This is a genomic window from Anaerorhabdus furcosa (assembly GCF_900167375.1).
In the GTDB taxonomy this organism is placed as follows: Bacteria; Bacillota_I; Bacilli_A; order Erysipelotrichales; family Erysipelotrichaceae; genus Anaerorhabdus; species Anaerorhabdus furcosa.
On sequence record NZ_FUWY01000001.1, the window covers coordinates 21,022 to 41,730 of the forward strand.

19 protein-coding genes are annotated in these 20,709 nt (G+C 32.1%); 11 read left to right on the plus strand and 8 right to left on the minus strand.

Annotated elements, in window-relative coordinates:
* Position 1 precedes the first annotated feature (1 nt).
* Positions 2–1,987 carry an NAD-dependent DNA ligase LigA gene (gene ligA / locus B5D14_RS00115; protein ID WP_078710556.1) on the minus strand — a complete coding sequence of 662 codons (1,986 nt, stop codon included), beginning with the start codon at positions 1,985–1,987 and terminating at the stop codon, positions 2–4.
* Positions 1,988–2,095: 108 nt separating this feature from the next.
* Between ligA and B5D14_RS00120 the strand changes: the two genes are divergently transcribed.
* Positions 2,096–2,794: an SDR family oxidoreductase gene (locus B5D14_RS00120; protein WP_078710557.1), complete on the plus strand. Its 699-nt coding sequence runs from the start codon at positions 2,096–2,098 to the stop codon at positions 2,792–2,794.
* A gap of 46 nt (positions 2,795–2,840) precedes the next feature.
* On the opposite strand, the gene B5D14_RS00125 is transcribed toward B5D14_RS00120, so the two are convergent.
* The 3 genes from B5D14_RS00125 to B5D14_RS00135 all read right to left on the minus strand — a co-directional run bounded on the left by B5D14_RS00125 (position 2,841) and on the right by B5D14_RS00135 (position 6,645).
* Positions 2,841–3,668: a Cof-type HAD-IIB family hydrolase gene (locus B5D14_RS00125; protein ID WP_078710558.1), complete on the minus strand. Its 828-nt coding sequence runs from the start codon at positions 3,666–3,668 to the stop codon at positions 2,841–2,843.
* Between the two features lie 62 nt (positions 3,669–3,730).
* Complete coding sequence (locus tag B5D14_RS00130; RefSeq protein ID WP_078710559.1) at positions 3,731–5,890, minus strand: ATP-dependent helicase; 2,160 nt, start codon at positions 5,888–5,890, stop codon at positions 3,731–3,733.
* On the minus strand, positions 5,890–6,645 hold the full coding sequence (locus B5D14_RS00135) for a GNAT family N-acetyltransferase (RefSeq protein WP_078710560.1): 756 nt from the start codon (positions 6,643–6,645) through the stop codon (positions 5,890–5,892). Before B5D14_RS00135 ends, B5D14_RS00130 begins: the two co-directional genes overlap by 1 nt.
* 77 nt (positions 6,646–6,722) lie before the next feature.
* Between B5D14_RS00135 and B5D14_RS00140 the strand changes: the two genes are divergently transcribed.
* The 4 genes from B5D14_RS00140 to B5D14_RS00155 all read left to right on the plus strand — a co-directional run bounded on the left by B5D14_RS00140 (position 6,723) and on the right by B5D14_RS00155 (position 10,398).
* Positions 6,723–7,601: a class I SAM-dependent methyltransferase gene (locus B5D14_RS00140; RefSeq protein WP_078710561.1), complete on the plus strand. Its 879-nt coding sequence runs from the start codon at positions 6,723–6,725 to the stop codon at positions 7,599–7,601.
* The gene (locus tag B5D14_RS00145; protein WP_078710562.1) at positions 7,576–8,265 is read left to right on the plus strand and encodes an RluA family pseudouridine synthase; all 690 of its coding nucleotides are present in this window, start codon (positions 7,576–7,578) and stop codon (positions 8,263–8,265) included. Before B5D14_RS00140 ends, B5D14_RS00145 begins: the two co-directional genes overlap by 26 nt.
* A gap of 2 nt (positions 8,266–8,267) precedes the next feature.
* On the plus strand, positions 8,268–9,512 hold the full coding sequence (locus B5D14_RS00150) for a M15 family metallopeptidase (RefSeq protein WP_078710563.1): 1,245 nt from the start codon (positions 8,268–8,270) through the stop codon (positions 9,510–9,512).
* An 85-nt stretch (positions 9,513–9,597) separates the two neighbouring features.
* Positions 9,598–10,398, plus strand: coding sequence for a pseudouridine synthase (locus B5D14_RS00155; RefSeq protein WP_078710564.1), 801 nt, complete (start codon positions 9,598–9,600; stop codon positions 10,396–10,398).
* 34 nt (positions 10,399–10,432) lie between these two features.
* Here B5D14_RS00155 and B5D14_RS00160 read toward each other — a convergent pair whose 3' ends face one another.
* Genes B5D14_RS00160 through B5D14_RS00170 form a run of 3 tightly spaced genes read right to left on the minus strand, consistent with a single transcriptional unit; the run spans position 10,433 to position 13,081 of the window.
* Positions 10,433–11,425 carry a 2,5-dihydroxypyridine 5,6-dioxygenase NicX family protein gene (locus B5D14_RS00160; RefSeq protein ID WP_078710565.1) on the minus strand — a complete coding sequence of 331 codons (993 nt, stop codon included), beginning with the start codon at positions 11,423–11,425 and terminating at the stop codon, positions 10,433–10,435.
* Positions 11,426–11,429: 4 nt separating this feature from the next.
* A complete protein-coding gene (locus B5D14_RS00165) occupies positions 11,430–12,395 on the minus strand; it encodes a DUF979 domain-containing protein (protein ID WP_078710566.1) in 966 nt (321 codons plus the stop codon).
* Positions 12,396–12,397: 2 nt separating this feature from the next.
* On the minus strand, positions 12,398–13,081 hold the full coding sequence (locus B5D14_RS00170) for a 5-oxoproline transporter, DUF969 family subunit (protein WP_078710567.1): 684 nt from the start codon (positions 13,079–13,081) through the stop codon (positions 12,398–12,400).
* 281 nt (positions 13,082–13,362) lie between these two features.
* On the opposite strand from B5D14_RS00170, the gene pcp reads away from it, so the two are divergent.
* Complete coding sequence (pcp, locus tag B5D14_RS00175) at positions 13,363–14,004, plus strand: pyroglutamyl-peptidase I (RefSeq protein WP_078710568.1); 642 nt, start codon at positions 13,363–13,365, stop codon at positions 14,002–14,004.
* 10 nt (positions 14,005–14,014) lie between these two features.
* Here pcp and B5D14_RS00180 read toward each other — a convergent pair whose 3' ends face one another.
* Positions 14,015–14,881 (minus strand): patatin-like phospholipase family protein, encoded by an 867-nt coding sequence (locus B5D14_RS00180; RefSeq protein WP_159443663.1) that lies wholly within the window; start codon positions 14,879–14,881, stop codon positions 14,015–14,017.
* A 132-nt stretch (positions 14,882–15,013) separates the two neighbouring features.
* Here B5D14_RS00180 and B5D14_RS00185 point away from each other — a divergent pair, with 132 nt between their 5' ends.
* The 5 genes from B5D14_RS00185 to B5D14_RS00205 all read left to right on the plus strand — a co-directional run bounded on the left by B5D14_RS00185 (position 15,014) and on the right by B5D14_RS00205 (position 20,457).
* Positions 15,014–16,891: a phospholipid carrier-dependent glycosyltransferase gene (locus tag B5D14_RS00185; protein ID WP_078710570.1), complete on the plus strand. Its 1,878-nt coding sequence runs from the start codon at positions 15,014–15,016 to the stop codon at positions 16,889–16,891.
* Positions 16,892–16,893: 2 nt separating this feature from the next.
* A complete protein-coding gene (locus tag B5D14_RS00190; RefSeq protein ID WP_078710571.1) occupies positions 16,894–18,585 on the plus strand; it encodes a hypothetical protein in 1,692 nt (563 codons plus the stop codon).
* Between the two features lie 278 nt (positions 18,586–18,863).
* On the plus strand, positions 18,864–19,100 hold the full coding sequence (locus B5D14_RS00195) for a hypothetical protein (protein ID WP_078710572.1): 237 nt from the start codon (positions 18,864–18,866) through the stop codon (positions 19,098–19,100).
* 209 nt (positions 19,101–19,309) lie between these two features.
* Complete coding sequence (locus B5D14_RS00200) at positions 19,310–19,921, plus strand: hypothetical protein (protein WP_078710573.1); 612 nt, start codon at positions 19,310–19,312, stop codon at positions 19,919–19,921.
* A gap of 146 nt (positions 19,922–20,067) precedes the next feature.
* On the plus strand, positions 20,068–20,457 hold the full coding sequence (locus tag B5D14_RS00205; RefSeq protein WP_078710574.1) for a hypothetical protein: 390 nt from the start codon (positions 20,068–20,070) through the stop codon (positions 20,455–20,457).
* Positions 20,458–20,709 lie beyond the last annotated feature (252 nt).

Sequence of the window (20,709 nt, forward strand, 5' to 3'; positions counted from 1 at the left end):
GTTACGCTTCCCTTTCTACGATTTTCATAAATTCTTCTTCTGTCATGGTCTCTATTTCTAAAGCTTGTGCTTTTTCTAATTTCGATCCTGCTGCTTCACCATAAATAACTAAATCTGTTTTTTTAGAAACACTGCCAGTGACTACAGCCCCTCGTTTTTCTAAATACTCTTGTGCCTCATTTCGACTAAATTGTTGAAGTGATCCTGTTAATACGATTGTTTTCCCAGTAAATGAAGAGTGAATCGTTTCTTCTGTTTCTTGTTTCATATTAACACCAGAAAGTTTTAAACTATCAATTAACCGTTTGGTTGCTTCTTCATTAAAGTAAGTCACAATTGCATCTGATGTAATTTCACCAATATCATCAACTGTCACTAAATCTTCAACTGTAGCATTCATAAGTGCATCCATGGTTTTGTAGCGATTTGCTAGAATACGAGCTGCTTTTGAACCAACTTGTCGTATACCCAATCCAAACAACAATTTATCCAGAGGATTGCTTTTGCACTGTTCAATTGCTGCCACAAGATTCTCATATGATTTTACTCCAAATTTATCTAGTTCAATTATTTCTTCACGATGATCTTTCAATTTGAAAATATCATCTACTTTATTTAACCATCCTGCTTTGTGGAATTGTTCTACCTTTTTCTCACCTAGTCCATCAATGTTCATTGCATCACGTGACGCAAAATGAGCAATCGAATTCACTATTCTTGCAGGGCAATCACTATTTACGCAATAATGTGCTGCCTCATCCGCAAAGCGATGAAGTGGCATACCACAATCAGGACAAATGGTTGGAAAACGATAAGGCATTTGTGTTCCATCACGTTTTTCTTCTATACTACGCACAACCTCAGGAATGATATCTCCCGCTTTTCTAACAACGACCATATCACCAATTCGTACATCTTTTTGATTAATCATGTCTTCATTATGTAATGTTGCAGCGCTAACTGTCGTTCCTGCTAAACGTACAGGTGTTAATTTTGCATTGGGGGTTGCTTTTCCAGTTCTACCAACTGTAATGAAAATATCTTCTAGTTTTGTTATTGCTTCCTCAGCGGGAAACTTATAAGCAATCGCCCATTTAGGAACTTTTACTGTATATCCCAATTGGCTTTGAATCTCATAATCATTTACTTTAATGACAATGCCATCAATTTCATAAGGTAAGTTATTTCTTTCAATGGTCATCTTTTCAATGAATTCCCATACATCATCAATATTCTGAAAAAGTGTTGTATTTTCATTTACTCGAAATCCCATTTTCTTTATCCACTCAAGAGATTCATAATGTGTTTTCAATCCATATGTTTCGCCATCTGGAACATGGTACCAAAATGCATCCAACTTTCGTGATGCAGCTACTTTAGAATCAAGTTGTCTAATTGAACCCGCTGCTGCATTACGAGGATTCGCAAATTCTTGTTCACCTTGTTGTCTTTTTACTTCATTTAGAGCTTCGAAACTGGATTTAGGCATATAAACTTCACCACGTATCTCAAACTCTTCTTTGTATGATACATTCATGGGAATTGATTTAATTGTTTTTACATTTAATGTTACATCTTCTCCTACCTCGCCATCACCACGAGTTACTGCTTGAACAAATTGACCATCTTGGTATTCAATTGACATAGCCAAGCCATCAATTTTACATTCTGCGCAATATTCAACTTTACCTACTTCATCCTCAATTCGCTTAGCCCATGCTTTAAGTTCTTCTTGATTAAATACATTGCCCAATGACATCATCTTGCGTTTATGTTGAATTTTAGTAAATTCATCAAGCACTGGTCCACCAATTCTTTGACTTGGTGATAATGGATCCATGGCTTCAGGAAATTTTGTTTCTAAATCGATTAATTCTCTCATTAATCGGTCATATTCAGCATCACTTACCGTTGGTTTATCTTGTACGTGATATTCGATATTATATTGATTTAATAACCTTCTAAGTTCTTCAATTCTTTCTTTCATAAAAATGCCTCCGAAATCTTCATTATTATACCACAAATGATACCCTTTCATGCAGTCTTATTGCACAAGCTATAATAATCTTTATAATGAATACTAGGAGGATTTATTATGACAAAAACTGTTCTCATTACAGGTGCTACAGATGGCTTAGGCAAAGCACTTGTGTATGAATTTGTGAAAAGAAATGATTATCAACTCGTATTATGTGGTAGAAATGTAGATAAAATGAATGAACTTCTTAATTCTATCCCTAGTGAAAAAGTGCTTTATTCTGAATGTTTTAACCTACTAAATGACCAAGAAATTCTTACTTTTACCAAAAATGTAAAAGATAAAGTCAACGACATTCATGTTCTTATTAATAACGCTGGTGCAAATTACAAAAAAGCACCTGTAGAATCAATCGAAATCCAAGAATTAAGAGATATGCTTCAACTCAACTGTGTTAGTCATTTAATGATGATTCAGGAATTTTACTCGAACATGAAAGCACGAAAAAACGGACATATCATCAATGTCTTAAGTTCATGTTGCTTATTCAACAATGAAACAATGGCTGCCTATACAGCAAGTAAAGATGCTATGGAAGGTATCAGCAAAGTATTAGTAAAAGAGGCAAGAAAAGACAATATCAAAGTTACCTCTGTTTACCCAGGTGGCATTGATACAAATTTTAGAGAAATACCAAACCATACCTATATGCGCCCTGAAACGGTTGCACAAACGATTGTCGATTGCATTGAATTACCAGATGATGGTGTAATGCATGACATTGTGATTCGCCCTTTCTCCGAAAGTAATTTCTAAAACAAAAAATGCACTTAATTCAATAAGTGCATTTTTATATTCATTTTTATTTAAGAACATTCTCTTTTACAAAATGAGCAAGTGCTTCATCCTTGTATGATCCAATAACTTTTGTCGCAACTTCTTGAAGACCTGGTGTAGATACCTCAACCGCATAGCCATTACCCACTGTTTTAAACATTTCGATATCATTATCATTATCACCAAAAGCAATACTATCCTCTTTACTAATTCCTTCACGCTCTAAGATGAATGCAATCGCATCACCTTTAGTTGCATGCGGATCTGTAATTTCAAAATTGAATTGATGCGAAGATGTGATACGCAAGAAATTAAATTGTTCTAAGACTTCACGCAACTTATTTTTTTCATCTTGGTTATGAGTTACAAAGTGAATTTTTCTTACGATATTCCCTTCACCTTCTAATACTTCACGACAATCATCAATAAAAATTCTAGTTTTTTGAATATCTGTATAATAATCACCTGTTACACCAATTTTTTCATGGTCTACCAAGATCTTACGATTAGAGTATAAATATCCCTTACAGTCAATTGTCCAATATGGATTGATTTCTTTGGCTGCATCTAACATTTTAATGGCATCCTCTGCATGAATTGCACGAATTAGTATTTGTTCATTTGTGATATTATCCATTACAACTGCGCCATTAGAAGTTACCAAATACTTTATTTTTTTATTTTCAAGAAACCATTTTGGTAGTAAGTTCGCAGTTCTTGCACTACATGGTACAAATAGAATCCCTGTATCCATTGCTTCATTAAGAACTTCTTTTGTAAATTCATTCACTCCACTTTGTTCATTTAGTAAAGTATGATCTAAATCACTCGCAATTAACTTAATATTTGTCATATTCCCACCTCATTGGTATTCATTATACACTTTTTTGTACCTAGGAGAAAGAGAAAAAGACATTATGCTGTCTTCTTCTTAATTGATGGATGTGTTGCCATAATCTTTTTAACACCATGAGGATATGGAAATGCAATTTCCAAAAACCCATTTTCATATTTCAATACAATACCATCACCAAATTTTCCATGAATCACTTGTTCACCTTTTCGCCAACGTGCTGCTGGTTCCGTTGATTTTGGTATCATTTGAGGCATTGGTTTATTGGTTGGACTATTTGGAGAAACCACAAAGTCTTTTGGTTTTCCATAATCAAATGTTGCACCTAAATGCTCAACATAATCTTCTTCTATTTCATCAATGAATCGAGATCTAACTCTCGCTTTTGATAAGATGTAACTAAACCCTGATGATTCTGTTAAATAAAGTTTGTTTCTTGCACGTGTAAAGGCAACATATGCCAAACGTCTTTCTTCTTCAACGCCACGATTTCCTTCAGCCATTGCACGCTCATTTGGAAAGATACCATCGGATAAACCACAAACAAAGACAGTATCAAATTCTAATCCTTTTGCTGCATGGACAGTCATTAATTGCACAAAATCACCATCCAGTGATTCTTCTTTATCTCCATATAACGATACAAGTTGAAGATATTCATCCAAAGTACTCTCAGGATAGTTGATTGTAAAGGATTGAACATCATTGATCAATTCCTTTAAGTTCTCTAATCTCTCAGTTTCTTTTTCATCTTCCAACATTCTGCGATAACCACTTTCATCAATTACCATTTCAAGTAATTCGAAAACCGCTTTCGTAGAAGCCACCGTCTTCCATCGCTCTACCATCGTCACAAATTTCGAAATGGTTTCTTGGACTTTACCAGAGAACAATTCTTCATCACGAATTACTTCATACATTGAACATCCTTTTTCTCTTGAACGCTCAAAAATAGTATCCATTGTTTTATTCCCTAAACCACGTTTTGGTTTATTGATTACTCGTTGCAGTGCCAAATCATCACTTCCAGATACCATTCGCAAATAACACAGTGCATCTTTAATTTCAGCACGTTCATAGAATTTTACACCGCCATAAATAATATATGGAATATGTTCATCCAACAATCCTTTTTCTATAGCACGTGATAAATAGTTACTACGATAAAGTATTGCAAAATCACGATACTTCTTTCCTAATTTGTGTCCTTCGGCAATTTTATTCGCAATCCAGGACGCTTCATATTCTTCACCTGCACTAATGTAGTGAGAGATTTTATCATCGTTACTACGATTGGTATACAAATCTTTTTCAATACGGTTTTTATTACGTCGTATTACACTGTTGGCACCATTTAAAATATTTTCAGTCGAACGATAGTTCTCATTTAAAACAACTGTTTTACATGGTTTATAATCTTTCTCAAAATTCATAATAATATTTACATCAGCACCACGCCATGTATAAATTGTTTGGTCAGGATCTCCTACAACACAAACATTATTCTCAGTACCTGCAAGTTGAGATATAAGTTCATATTGAACTTTATCAATATCTTGAAATTCATCTACATGAATATGACTAAATCGTCTTGCCCATTTTGCACGAACTTCAGGAAACATCTTAAACATCTTTACAGTCACTAGCAACAAATCATCAAAATCCAAAGCATACAATTCTTTTTGACGATTGCAATAATATTCATATACTTTCGCTTTTGATTTTTCACCACTAAAACTACCCGCTAAAACATAAGCACGATCAACTGTAATTTCAGCACCTTTGTTGTTACCAATGTAATCTAACATCGATCCAAACGAAATTGCTGATTTATCAATACCATGTTCCTTATATGCTTCTTTAAGAATTGTTTTTTGATCATCTTGATCCATAACAGTAAAGTTACGAGGCATTCCCATGGATTGAATATCTTCTCTTAAAATACGAACACAAAGGGAATGGATCGTACTTATCCAAACTGCACCACTTGGATCTCCTAAAATATTTTTAATTCTTTCTTTCATTTCATTAGCTGCTTTGTTAGTAAATGTAATCGCCAGTATTTTACTTGGGTAAACATTTCTTTCTTGAACTAGATACGCAATACGCGTAATTAAAACACGTGTTTTTCCAGATCCTGCACCTGCAATGATTCTGATATATTGGTCATTTGAAATAACAGCTTCTTTTTGAGCTGGATTTAAATTGTCTAATAAATTCATTATTTTTGGTTCCTTCTTAGTGCCCATTGGCCTATGTCTTCAAACCCGATTCGATGATATATCTTACCGGCTGCTGGATTATTATAAAACAAACAAGGAATTTTGTCTTCATTTAATAAATCAGAGCATAGCTTTTCTACAACTTTACTCGCATACCCACAACCACGATACTCAGGTAATGTCGCAACGCCTACAACCATCGCAAGACCTTCTGTTTCTGCCGTAGTTGATGCTGCTGATACAACTTTACCGTCTACTTTAATAAAATAAGTTCTTCCTGTTTTATCTTCAATATTGCTCGCCATGTGAGGGGAATCTTGATCAAATACAATTTTAATAATCTTTGCAATTTCTTCAACATCACTAGTTTTAGCCACTTCCACTGTTTCATCTTGAATAGATGGTCGCTTCACCATTTTGCAAAAATAACAGTCATCATTCTTATATCCGTCAAGTTTCATCGTATCTACAACACCTTGTTCACCAGATATATTTTCAATTTTATAATCTTCAATTAACTTGTATACAAAATCCTTATCTAACTCTTTTGTATAACTGCATAACAATAAGTTCTCATAATACACTAAATAAGCCGCATGGATTCCCTTGCTATCTTCATCAATGAAAATTTTTTGAAAGTCATTATCGAATCCATAATTATCAATATCACCAACGAAAAATAGATTTAAAACTCTATCTTTATTTAAATATTCTAATACTTTACCGCGATCACTCTCTTTACATAAACGAATCATACAAATACCTCCACACCATTTGTTTATTTACAAATTTATTAATGGTATAATGATACCATAAATTAAGGAGTATCTCGATGAAAAAATGTGCTACGCATTGGAAAGACTATGAATGCATTGATGCAGGTAATGGCGAAAAATTAGAAAGATGGAAAAACATCATTTTAAGACGCCCTGATCCTCAAGCTGTATGGCTTGCTGACACTTCATCAAAAGAGTGGAAAAACACACATGCAATCTATCATCGTTCAAAACAAGGTGGGGGAAGTTGGGACTTTAAAAAAGACTTACCTGAGTATTGGACAATTGATTATAAAGAATTAACATTTAAAGTATCACCAACAGGTTTTAAACATACTGGCTTATTCCCTGAACAAGCAGTCAACTGGGATTGGATGCAAGAAGCTATTCGTAATAGCCATTCTGAAGTTAGAGTTTTAAATCTATTTGCTTACACGGGTGGAGCTACAATGGCATGTAGCAGTGCTGGTGCAAGTGAAGTCGTACATGTTGATGCCTCAAAAGGCATGGTACAATGGGCGAAAGAAAATATGGCTCTTTCACATTTAGAAAACAATACAATTCGCTTTATTGTAGATGATGTCTTAAAATTTGTGCAACGCGAAAAAAGAAGAGGTCATACTTATCATGGTATCTTAATGGATCCTCCTTCATATGGTAGAGGACCAAATGGAGAAATGTGGAAATTAGAGGAACAAATTACTGAACTTGTTAGTGCATGTTTAGAAATATTAGATGATGAACCTCTCTTCTTCTTAGTTAATTCATATACTACTGGTTTTTCAAGCACAGTATTAGAAAATATTTTATCAACCACTGTATTAAAACGATTCCCAAATGGAAAAGTTGAAGCAGGAGAAGTAGGATTACCTATCACTCGTGAAAATTTAACTCTCCCTTGTGGTATCTATGGTAGATGGATTAAAAATGATTAATATTCTATATGAAGACAATCATCTGCTCGTTGTTGAAAAACCTGTCAATATCCCTATCCAAGAAGATGAATCAAAAGATATCGATTTACTTACCTTGTGTAAAGAAGACTTAAAGAAGAGATATGATAAACCTGGTAATGTTTATCTAGGACTTGTTCACCGTCTTGATCGCCCAGTTGGTGGGGTTGTTGTATTTGCAAAAACATCTAAAGCTGCATCAAGATTATCTGAACAAGTAAGAACACATCAATTCAAAAAGATTTATCACGCTGTCATTTGCAATGGTCACTTTAAAGAAAGTGGAACCTTGGTTGATTATCTTGTAAAAGATGAGAAACGCAATATGGTTAAAGTCAGTAACGAAAAAGATTCAAAAGCAAAAAAAGCGATATTACACTATCACATCTTAAAACAAAAAAATGATTTAAGTTATGTAGAAATCGAACTTGAAACGGGTCGTTCTCATCAAATTCGAGTACAGTTCGCAAGTAGAAATGCTCCTTTATGGGCAGATCAAAGATACAATCCAAATGCAAAAGAACATTCACAAATAGCATTATGGGCTACCTCACTTACTTTCTTCCACCCTGTATCAAAGGAAGAAATTACTATTGTGAGTAAGCCACCTAAAGAGTTTCCATGGACTATTCTTGAGGAGGTGTAAGTATGACACAACAAGTAAAACGTAAAAAAGTAGTAAAAAAAGTGAATCATCCAACAAATGGAACACGTAAAGTAAAGCGTAAAGTCAGACGCATTAAGAAACCTGTACTTTATGGATTTATTGCAATCGTTGTTTTAATTGTCGGTTTATTGACAATTCCCAAGACACTTGAAAACAATAAATTGAAAGAACTTGGATACAACAAAACTACAATCTCTGAGATAAGAAAGCAAAAATTAGTGAATCTAATTATCAAGAATGATTACTATTCAGAAAATCTTGCTGGTGCAATTAATGATAAAACATTAAACAAAGATTACATCAAGTTATATGTTGTATCAGATAGCTGTGATCAACGTGAATTCGTCTTATATGACCGATTAATTGATAAAGGTTATACAGAAGAGCAAGCCTTAAGTCTATTTGATTCATTAACTTTCTTTGAAATTACACCTTTACTTGTATTTGATTTCCAAACTGATGTTAAACCATATCTTGACGATGCAATTGCGAATAGTGGGACAAATAGTGCAACTAATTTTGCTCTATCAAATTCATATCGCGAGAATTATGCAACCACATTACCAGTAATTAATCCTGGTAGTTATGATATGTTAGTAAATAAAACCTATTACTTGGATAGTGCCTTTGTTCCAGGTCAACTTCAAGATTTATCAATTCGATATGCATCTGAAGGTTTACAACTTGATGCACCTGCTGCTGAAGCATTAAAATTATTCTGTGAAGGAGCTCGTGATTTAGGTTTAAGAATGTATGCCTCTAGTGCTTATCGCTCTTATGAACATCAACAAGCACTTTATGATCGTTATGTAAAAGCAAATGGCCAAGAAGATGCAGATACTTTCAGTGCTCGTCCTGGTTTCTCTGAACACCAAACAGGATTAACAGTTGATATGTCAGCCTTAACAGATGATCCATCTATTTCTAAATTTGAAGAAACTGATGAATTTACTTGGGCTAGTGAAAATTGCCAAGAATATGGCTGGATACTAAGATTCCCATCAGGCAAAGAACAAATTATTGGTTATCAATATGAGCCATGGCATTATCGTTTTGTCGGTGTTGACTTAGCAAAGAAAATTGTAAATTCAAAACTTACTTATGATGAATACTACATGTTGTATATGGCTCCTTGGAACAACGAAGAAAACAACAAAGCATCTAAGAATCCTACAACTGCTAAACCTGAAGAGAGCCCTGCTCCATCAGAAACACCAGCCTCATAAATTTCAAAAGCAGGAAAATATTTCCTGCTTTTTTTAATTCTTCTCTTTATGGTATGATAGAAACATTAAACAATAGGTGATTTATATGAAAACAGCAAAACAAGTACATTTAAAAGAATTTCAACACACAAAAGATTCCATTGAGCACGAACATAAAGAATCAATCCGTTTAAACAAGTACATGAGTGATTCTGGTATTTGTTCACGTAGAGATGCAGATAAATTTATCCAAGAAGGTCGTGTAACAATTGATGGAAAAATAGCTGAGGTAGGTACAAAAGTATTTAGTAACCAAATCGTTTGTTTAGATGATCAACCAATCCAATCGAATCAAAAACCAATCTATATCATTCTAAATAAACCTTGTGGCATCATTTGTACTGGTGATACCGAAATAGAAGATAACATTATAACTTATATGAATTACCCCGAACGTATCTTCCCTGTAGGACGTTTAGATAGGGAATCATCAGGATTAATTATTTTAACTAATGATGGAAATGTCGTTAATAAAATTCTTCGTTCTAATTATGAGCATGAGAAAGAATATCTAGTAGAAATAAATCGATATGTTATTCCATCATTTATTGAACAATTAAGTAAAGGAGTTGAAATCTATAACCCTGTTAAAAATTCCTATCAAACAACGAAACCATGCAAAGTATATCAAGAAACACCAACATCATTTCGAATCATTCTAAGTGAAGGACTCAATCGACAAATACGACGTATGTGTACAGCACTTCATTGTAAGGTTACATCTCTTCAAAGAATTCGTATTATGAACATTCATCTTGATGGATTAAAGGCTGGTGAGTGGCGATATCTCAGTAGCGAGGAAATAACAACACTCAATGAACTTCTACAAAAAAGCACTACAATATAAAAATGGGAGAGAATTATATTCTTTCCCATTTTAATTAGACTTGAAATTCAGGAATTGTAATTTCTCCCTCTTCCATAATCAAACGATTGTCAAAATAAATATTTGGTTTACATGTAACTAAATCAAAATGACTTTTTGCTTCATGTTTACCACCAAGAGCATGATTTCTACCAAATCCAATATGAAATGTTCCATAGACTGATTCATCTTCAATATAACAATTACCATCGCAATGTGATAAAGGATTTAATCCAATACCAAACTCAGCAGCAACATACATATTTTCATCTTCATAATCAATCAAATGCTGATTTAATATTCTACCACTTTCATTATCTTCAATATTCACAATTCTTCCATCTTTAAATTCAACTTTAACTGGTTGATTAACTTTACCTATGTAGCCAAAAGATCCATCTAAAACCAATATACCATTTGTTTTGGTCTCTACAATTGGAATGTATACCTCAACACTAGCACTTGCATATCCTTTACCATCTTTGACAGTTCCATTAAAGAAACCTGGTTTTCTTCTTTTCATAGAAAACTCAAGGTTAGTCCCTAATGCTGTAGTAACTACAATCTTCGATGATTTTTCAATATACTTTAATAAGATTTGCGCTTTTATACGACTCAATTCTGTATCTATCGTAAGAAAGTCATAAGCAAGCATGGATACTCCATTATTTGTAGATAAAGGGAGTGATAAAAATTTCTTACCTTTTTTTATCGCTCGATCTGCTGATTTCGTTGTGACAATTGAATAATCTGTAGCACCAATAATTGAATCATATACATCGAATATTTTCTCATTTTCATCGAAGAAAACACCGACATACTTTCCTTCATCCTTCACAAGCATAATAGCTACATTTTCAGTAATTTGTTCTGCAACTTTTTTCAATTCCTCAGCTTCAGAATAGTGTTTACTACTTGTGACGATACATAACTTTTCATTTGACTTTAGTTTCATCCATTCCTTAATGATAATCGATGACCCTCGTTCAATTTTTTCTTGGTAATTCATTTATCTACATTAAAATTAACATCATAATGATTTGGAATACGATCATAAATAATGCAGGTATAATTTGATTCTTAATAACACCAAATTTATCTTTCATTTCCAGTATGGCTACCGGAATAATATTAAAGTTCGCTGCCATTGGTGTACATAAAGTACCACAGAATCCACAAGTAAGTGCAAGCATACCTACCGCTACTGGATTTGCACCATATGCAAGAATGAATGGTGCCCCAATTCCTACTGTTAATACAGTAATCGCAGCAAATGCATTACCCATAATCATTGTGAATAGCATCATACCAATACAGTAAATAATAACTGCAATTACTAAATTTCCTTCAGGAATGAAATTTCCTACGATTGATGCAATTGTTTCTCCAACCCCAGCTGTGGTAAATACTGATCCAAGAATTGATAATAATGTTGGAAGCATACACAATGGTCCAGTGATTGATAAGAAACGCTCTGCATCATTTAAGAATGTAAGAGGTTTGTTTTGTTTGTTTTTAAGCATTAAGAAGATAATAGAGAATAATACCCCAAGTCCTGTACCGATTAGAGCGCTAAGAGTAAATGATTTTGGGAATAATAATCCACAAATACCGAAAACCAACGCAAAGACACCCATAGATAAAGCTGGAATAAAGATTTTTGAACCAATCTTTTCATAGTTTCCAACCATTTCATCAGTTGTTGGAGCTTTTGTAGAACCTGGTTTAACACGTTGAAGTACTGCAGGAATACACATAACAAACACTAGTACTCCAATTGCTGCTGGAGGTAAGAAGCGTCCTAGTGAACAAGCTACACCTAAGCAAACCCAGAATACAGCAGTTCCAAAACGTGCAGGATTACCTTTGTCAAATAAGTTTTTAACTCCTGCGTAAACGGCAACTAAACCAATAACAATATATAAAACTTCTAATAATTTTGTACTTGTTGTAACATCAGCTGATAAAAAGAAATCCATACTTATTTACCCCCTTTATTATAATATTTCTTAATAAGTTTCTTGTCCTTTAAGAAATAATAAGCACATGCAAATCCAACTGCAACGATTGCAACAGGGATTTCAACTAATGCTAAATCGATTAATGCAACTTCATAGCCTAATCCTTTTAATGTTGATTGAACTAACAATGCTCCTGATCCACCTACTACTAATACTTGGCAAAAGAACCAAGAAATATTTTCGATACCAGATGCCATACCTTTAACTTGTTCAAGGTGTTCTTCATTCACTTCATCACCTTTTGATTCGATTGCACCTTCTGTCATTGGAATTAATACTGGACGTACAAACCCAGCAATACCACCAATACCTACGTTGAATGCACCAAAAATTGCACGGATAACACCATAAGCACCAATAAGAGCTCCTGGTGTAGCACCTTTAATTTTTGAAATTAAATTTGCCGCTGCTTGTTTAAGACCATTTCTTTCAAGTGTTCCTGTTGCAAGCATAACAATGATAAAAATCAACATACTACGGTTTGCCACAAATACTGACCCACATGTTTCAAGCAATGTCACAATATCAATATTTGCGATTACTGCTGTAACTGCAGTTGCGACGATAATAATTAAGAATGAATCTAGTTTTAGCGCAAAGCCGACAATAACAACTAAAATACCTAATAAATTTAAATACTGCATACTATCCTCCTCTTTTTCTACTTAAAGAAATGTTTCTTTAAGTCTTATACAAACTAGATTTCCCCAACTTTTTTTATGAAATTATTTGATATTTATACATATTTTCTTTATTTATCAATTAGTTTCAAGACTTCATTTCTAGTTTTGTTAATTATAAATGATTAAATTGTTACTTTCAACATTTCTTTCATGTTTTTGTAAAGTTTTTCATCGCTATGTACATTTTTTCATATACTACGTCATTTTATGTTATTATATTGCTATAAAGGAGAAAATTTAAAATGAAAATACTAGTAACCGGATTTGATCCCTTTGGAGGAGAGTCAATTAATCCTGCTATTGAATCTGTAAAATTATTACCAGATACAATTTTAAACGCAGAAATCATTAAATCAGAAATTCCCACAGTTTGTGGAAAATCACTTACAAAAATCGATGAGGCAATTGCCAAACATAATCCAGATGTCATTTTATCAATTGGACAAGCTGGTGGCAGACCAGACATCACTGTTGAAAGAGTAGGAGTAAATATCAACGACTGCAGTATCCCTGACAATGAAGGCAACCAACCTTGTGATGAACCTATCTACGCAGATGGACCTGATGCTTATTTTGTAAATATCCCAATTAAAGCTATGGTTGAAAAGATGAAAGAAAATGGTATTCCTGCATCTGTATCAAATACAGCAGGTACATTTATTTGTAATCATGTATGCTATGGCGTACGTTACTTAACCGAAACAAAATATCCAGGTAAAAAGAGTGGATTTATCCATATTCCATTTATGCCTTCGCAATGTACAAACAAAAGAAACATGCCTTCAATGGACTTAGGAATGATTGCAAAAGGACTTGAATACGCAATTGAAGCTATTATCCAAAATGAAACTGATGTAAAAATCGAAGGTGGCGCAACACACTAAAAAATCACATTTACATGTGATTTTTATTTTGCATAAATTTTAGTATCTCTTCTTTTCTTGTTTCCATATCTTTATAACCTAATTCATATAATTTCTTTAAGTTCTCTGGGTCACCACTAAAACGTTTTACAGGAATTGTTTCACTTGGTCGTATCAAGATACAATTACCATCCTTGACTTCTTTTTCAATTAATTCCATTTGTCGATTATAAGATTCATGACGATGTGTATAATCATAGACCATTTTTTTGTATTTGCGATAATTAAAAGTCATTAACTTTTGCATAAAAGGGCCTGCCGCTTTGCGTCTATATCCTTCAGGTTTTGTAATAATAACCATATTTTTATCACATCCTGCTTCAATACTTCTTTCAATTGGAATCATAATTGATATTCCACCATCTAAAAATCGATATCCATTGTAATCAACAATTCTACCTGCTATGGGTAATGAACAAGATGCTTTTAACATTCTTAAATCAGGATCTAAATCTTGTGCATTAAAGAAAATGGTTTTTTCTTGATTCATATCATATACCCCAAACTCCATGGGCATATTCTTGTCTTTTATTGGTGATGTGTCATATTTAACTTCATCTCTTAATAGATGATCAAACATGTAATCATAACCAACATAACGATGTTCTTTTAATAATGGAATAAGTCCCACATTTTTTTTATCAGAAGTATACTTTACAGTAATATCATGTAGATATTCTTTACTTTTTAAAAGATAACTACATAAATTTACAGCTCCTGCTGATATCCCCACTCCATAATCAAATTCAATATTATTATCAACTAACCAAGCAAGTGCGCCAGCAGTATATGCCCCACGCATTCCTCCGCCTTCTAGTACCAATCCATATTTACTCATTAGTTTCACCTCAAACATAAATAATTTTACTTCAAATTGCCATTAAAATCAAAAGTTATATACTAAATTCGGTGTTCTTAACATATTTTTGTCTTTTCTTGTATAACCAAGTATAATAATAGCGGTGAAAATATGGAAAATTTAAGTTTAAGTTTATTTGGAAATGAAGAATTAATTTCAATTATGATAACATGTGGAATAGTTGCTATCATGATTTTTATACTTTTTAAATTATTGAAGAAGAATATTAAATCGGATGCTTTTTCTATTCTTTTAATTACAAGCATGTATGCCATTATCTCATTATGGCAACTTGGTTCAACTAAGATTCCCCAAACATGGTGGCAACCTGAAGCAACAAATGAATTTATTACTTTTGAAGTGTTGGATGAAACCCCATCTTTTGATACCGTTCTAGCAATCGGTGGCGAAGGTGATAATAACGCTTTGGAAAGTGGTTATCAAGTTTGGTTTAATGACCTTCAAGTTTTAGGGAGTAATGACAACATCAATTGGGAAACCATAACTGTATTAAATAATCAAAGTTCTTATATGGGATGGAATATAACAGAAGGTGATTGGAATTACCGTTATATTTCTTTAGTAATGCAAAATCAAAATTCCGTAATCAATGAGATTGCATTTAAGAAAACAGATTCTGAGGAGTTATTAGGCTTAAAACCAATCACAATATCAAATACAGAAAATCCTTACTCTGCTGAAAACATCATTGATGAGCAAGCTATTGTCCCACTTCATCCTTCTTATTATGATTCATCTTATTTTGATGAAATCTATCATCCACGTAATGCCTGGGAAATAGCAAATGGTCAATATATGTATGCATCTGTCCATCCATTACTTGGCACATCAATCATCGCAATCGGTATTAAATTATTCGGGATGAATCCTTTCGGTTGGCGTATTATGGGAGCATTATTTGGTATCATGATTCTTCCATTATTTTATTTAATGTTAAAGAAGTTATTTAAAAGTCGTTTTTTATCTACTGCAGGAACAACTTTATTTGCAGCCGATTTCATGTTGATAACAACCTCTAGAATTGGTACCCTAGAACCATTTAGTGTTTTCTTTATTTTATTGATGACCTACTTTATGATTCAGTATTTTTATACAAGTTTTACCAAAACGTCATTCAAGAAACAACTATTGTGGTTAGCCTTATCTGGTATTTCCATGGGACTAGCCTGTTCCGTGAAATGGACAGGATGTTATAGTGCTGTAGCACTCGCAATTATTTTCTTTACCCATTTTATAATTAATTTCATCAAGTACAACAAATCTAAATCACTTACTGATGCTGAGTCAATTGAATTCACAAAAGCATTTAAAGAACGTGCAGTCAAAATCATTCTATGGTGCTGTTTGTTCTTTGTGATTATACCTTTGGTTATCTATGTATGCCACTATATACCAACAAAAGTTTGGAAAAATGATACTTGGAGTATTTCAAATGTGATAAAACATTCAATCTATATGTATGATTATCACGCAAACTTACAAGCAACACATCCATATCAAAGTATGTGGTATCAATGGCTATTTGATATTAGACCAATTTGGTATTACTTTGGAAATTTAGGTAATGGTTTTATCAAAACTATTTCTTGTTTCAATAACCCTCTTGTAACAGTTACTGGATTCTTTACAATGGTTTATACTTTCTATCATACAATTAAGACCAAATCAAAAGAAGGATTCATCATTGTAATATGTTATCTAGCAGCACTTTTACCATGGGTATTGGTAACTCGTTGTGTTTTCTCATATCACTATTATCCTTCTCTTCCATTCTTAATTATGTCAATTGTATATGTCATGAAACTTATTTTAAATAAATTCAAAAATGGAAAGAAAATAATTATCGCCTATATCATTCTAACCCTTATCCTATTTATTGTTTTCTTACCAGTTATTACTGGATTTACGACAACACAAGAATATGTTAGAGCTTTACAGTGGTTGCCTAGCTGGTATTTTGGTGGATGAATATGACCAATAAAAAACAAACTTATTTATTTATAGGTTTCAGTTTATTATGCACACTTGCATTTGCATATCCATATTTAATAAAAGATTTTCTACCGCTTGAACATGACACATTATTTCATTTGAGTAGAATCGAAGGTCTAGCTCAATCATTTAAAGATGGCGAATTGATCGCAAGAATTTATCCTTATAAAAATTTATCTTTCGGTTATGCAAGCCCATTATTTTACAGTGATTTCTTTTTGATCATTCCTGCAATACTCTATAATTTAGGATTAGGAATTGCATCGTGTTATAAACTTGTTATTCTTGTTAGTACATTCTTGTCTTGTTATTTTGCTATGCGTCTTGTCTTCAAAATCACTAACCATCATTACGCTCCCTACATCGCAGGTGTATTGTACTTATTTAACAATTATCGCATATCTGATGTTTATGTTCGAGGTGCTCTTGGTGAAGTTATGGGGTTCATCTTCTTACCCATTGTCTTGTTAGGAATATATTATGTACTTTATGACAATCACAAACACTGGAAATATTTAGTTATTGGATTTGGTGGCTTAGCATTAACTCATAATATTACCTTTGTTCTTGCATGCATCTTATTTATCTTTTTCATTCTATTTAGATTAAAATTTCTATTACAAAATAAAAATCGATTTATTTCTATTCTAAAAGCTGCAACAATTACCTTCTTATTGACTGCCTTCTTTACCTTACCTATGTTGGAACAATTAAAATCACAGGAAATGTATTTAAATTATTACACTTCATCCTCTAGTCTTACAGCTTCTACTCTTCCTATTTGGAAATACTTTGTAAATACTACAGTTTTTGGTTTTGGATCAAATGATATGTCCAAAGAATTATCAATGTTACTTAATGTTGGTTATTTCCTAATGATTGTACCTTTATATTATTTATTCAAGAAAAAGAAAGATAATCCATTTATCATGCATTGTACATTCATTGGCTATCTTCTTCTGTTACTTCCTATCGATTTATTACCTTGGAAGTATTTCTATATGTTTAGCTTAATCCAATTTCCTTGGCGACTATTAATGATCAGTTCATTATGTCTTATGATACCAGCATCACTCATACCTTTTGAATTTAAATTCAACAAGCAAATAACGGCAATTACTGTAATCACCTTGTTATTATTTGAAGGTTTATGGCACATTCAACCTGTACTTAATCGAGATTTTGGTATTACATCAAAAACACAGTATAGTGAACTTCTAGATGGTTCTATTGTTGATCCTTTCTACTCAGCTCATTATGTTCGTGTTGAACTTGCTGGTGCTGATTATTTACCAGTAAATTCTCCTGATTTCAGACAAATACAAGCTGTTATTACAGATATTAATTCAAATCCTGTTAGTGCTAGTTCTTCTCGCAAAGGTACAACACTCTCATTTAATTATTTAACTCCAAATCAAACCTATATTCTTCCAGTAACTTCTTATAAAGGTTACCAAGTATATTCAATTGACCCAGAGAATGATACATTAACAAAAGTACCGACCTATCAAGCAGATAACTCTTTTGTAGCATTCGATGCAAATGATAGCTCATCCTATGTTCTAAAATATGTTCCTACATTTATTCAATATAGTAGTTTATTCATTTCATGCATAACATTACTTGGAATTATTTTATTCAAACTAAAAAGAACTGTTACAAAAAAATGATTAAAATTAATCATTATAAGCGTAACAGTTCTTTTTTTATCTTTAGCAATTATTTTCTTAAAGAAATGTAATTAACATGTTGAATAAGCATTAAAATCGTATCAACTATGTATAGAATTAAGGCAAATCACTAGCAAACAAAGAAGAAACAACTATTGAATGAACAACCAATTGTTATAATAATTTCACTGCAATACAAAATGAAAGTCTTGACTATCCCTTTCATACTTAGTAAAGTATACTTAAGGACTACACAAGTAGACTCGTGGTGGATGAATATGAAAAGAATTTGTGCTTTTATGATACTATTACTTCTTATTAGTGGATGCAGTGACAAACACAATGTTCAAGGAACTCCAGAGGAAGGATATCCAGAAGAAAGTGGAGATAAGACGATTGATGGGTATTTTATCGTAGAAGATGAGAAGTTTTATTATTTACCTAATATTAGTAGTGAAGATGAAATTGGTGATTATATGTCAAAGCCTTATTGTACATTTGATTATTATTTATAATATCTTTAGCTTGAAGATATAATTAAAGATATTACATCTAATAATCAAATAATTTACCCAATATTACTTTTCTAATCGAGAGCATCAAACGAATATGTAAAATTTTTTTCCAGATAATAAAGATGATTCTCCTATATAGAAATTATTTGTTTTATAGCTTGTTTAAAAATATATTACATTTTGAAAATATTGAATAAGGAATTAATAATATGAAATTTAAGAAATTGATAATCTTAGCTATTAGTATTTGGATTGTAATTATACTTGTTTTTATAGTTAAAATAAACAAACTAAATAATGATAACGGTGAATATTTATACAGGAATACTGCGCATGATATTAGTAATCCAAAAGATGTAGAAAATATTGTTCAAGATATACTTTATAACAATACAGGGAAAGAATTTCTTATTAAGAAAATAGATTGCTTCCCAAATTCTACAAATAAATGTGATTTAGAATTATATAGTCAACGATATTCTGAGTTTTCGTTTTATGCACTTTATCCTGATTATTTTTATCTTGATAATACAATAAATCTAAGTAAATTAAAAATTGTATATTATGGGTATCTTTACTCTATAGAAATGACTCAGCAAATCAATCAAGTTTTGAATATTGACAATATAAAAATTACCGTTAATTTGGATCCTGAATATTATGATCATCTTAGAGATGATTTAACCAGTGAGATAAAATGTGACGATTTAGTTGACTTAAAATTTAGATTTATTCTTAATGGAGAATCAGAAAATAATAAACAACAGATTCGAGAATTCATAAATAAGTTATATACAAAATCTTATGAACCATTCAAATGAAAAAGCAACAAGAAAAATCTTTATTGTTGGGATAAGTTTATAAAATAATCATACTGGATTAGAAATATAAATAATCTACGAACGGAAACTATTAATGCAATTTAGATAAAACTACTTGTATACCCCTTATAAACGGAGAAAAGAAAATGAGAAAAATACTAATAATTGTACTGATATTCTTACTTACTGGATGCAACGAAAAACAAATTAAGAACTATGATCATTTGGATGGTGAAGGTGATCATTATTTTATTGTTAGAGATTGTGAGTGTAATGATGGTGGTGAAGATGAGTATTGTGATATGCGATATATTTTAAATTTATATTACGATACATTCGATAATATAAATGAAGCAATTGATCGTGGTGAAAGTCTTATTGGCAAAGAGATAGAGGGTTACACAATCGATAAATATGCTGTTTTTGCTATATGCAATCGTAAAAATGATATTGTTAAATATGGATTAGGTATACTTGATGGTGATACAGAAATACAAGGTGAGATTAATCTTGAAAACTTAGAAAAAATGAACTAGATATCATATAGTGTTATATCCTCATTAATAACTAGATCATGTTATTTTATCTAAATTATCTATTGATGTCTTACGAAATAAATTAAACATTTAAGAGATAAAAATGATATATAAGATTGTAACTATTCATATTTACAATTTTAGATTTCTGCAATAAGTTCACTTTAATTCAAATACAAAATAAAACATTATAAAAAAGCTATTTCAATCAAAATGATTAGTAACAATCATCTTTCTTGTAATAGCTTCTTT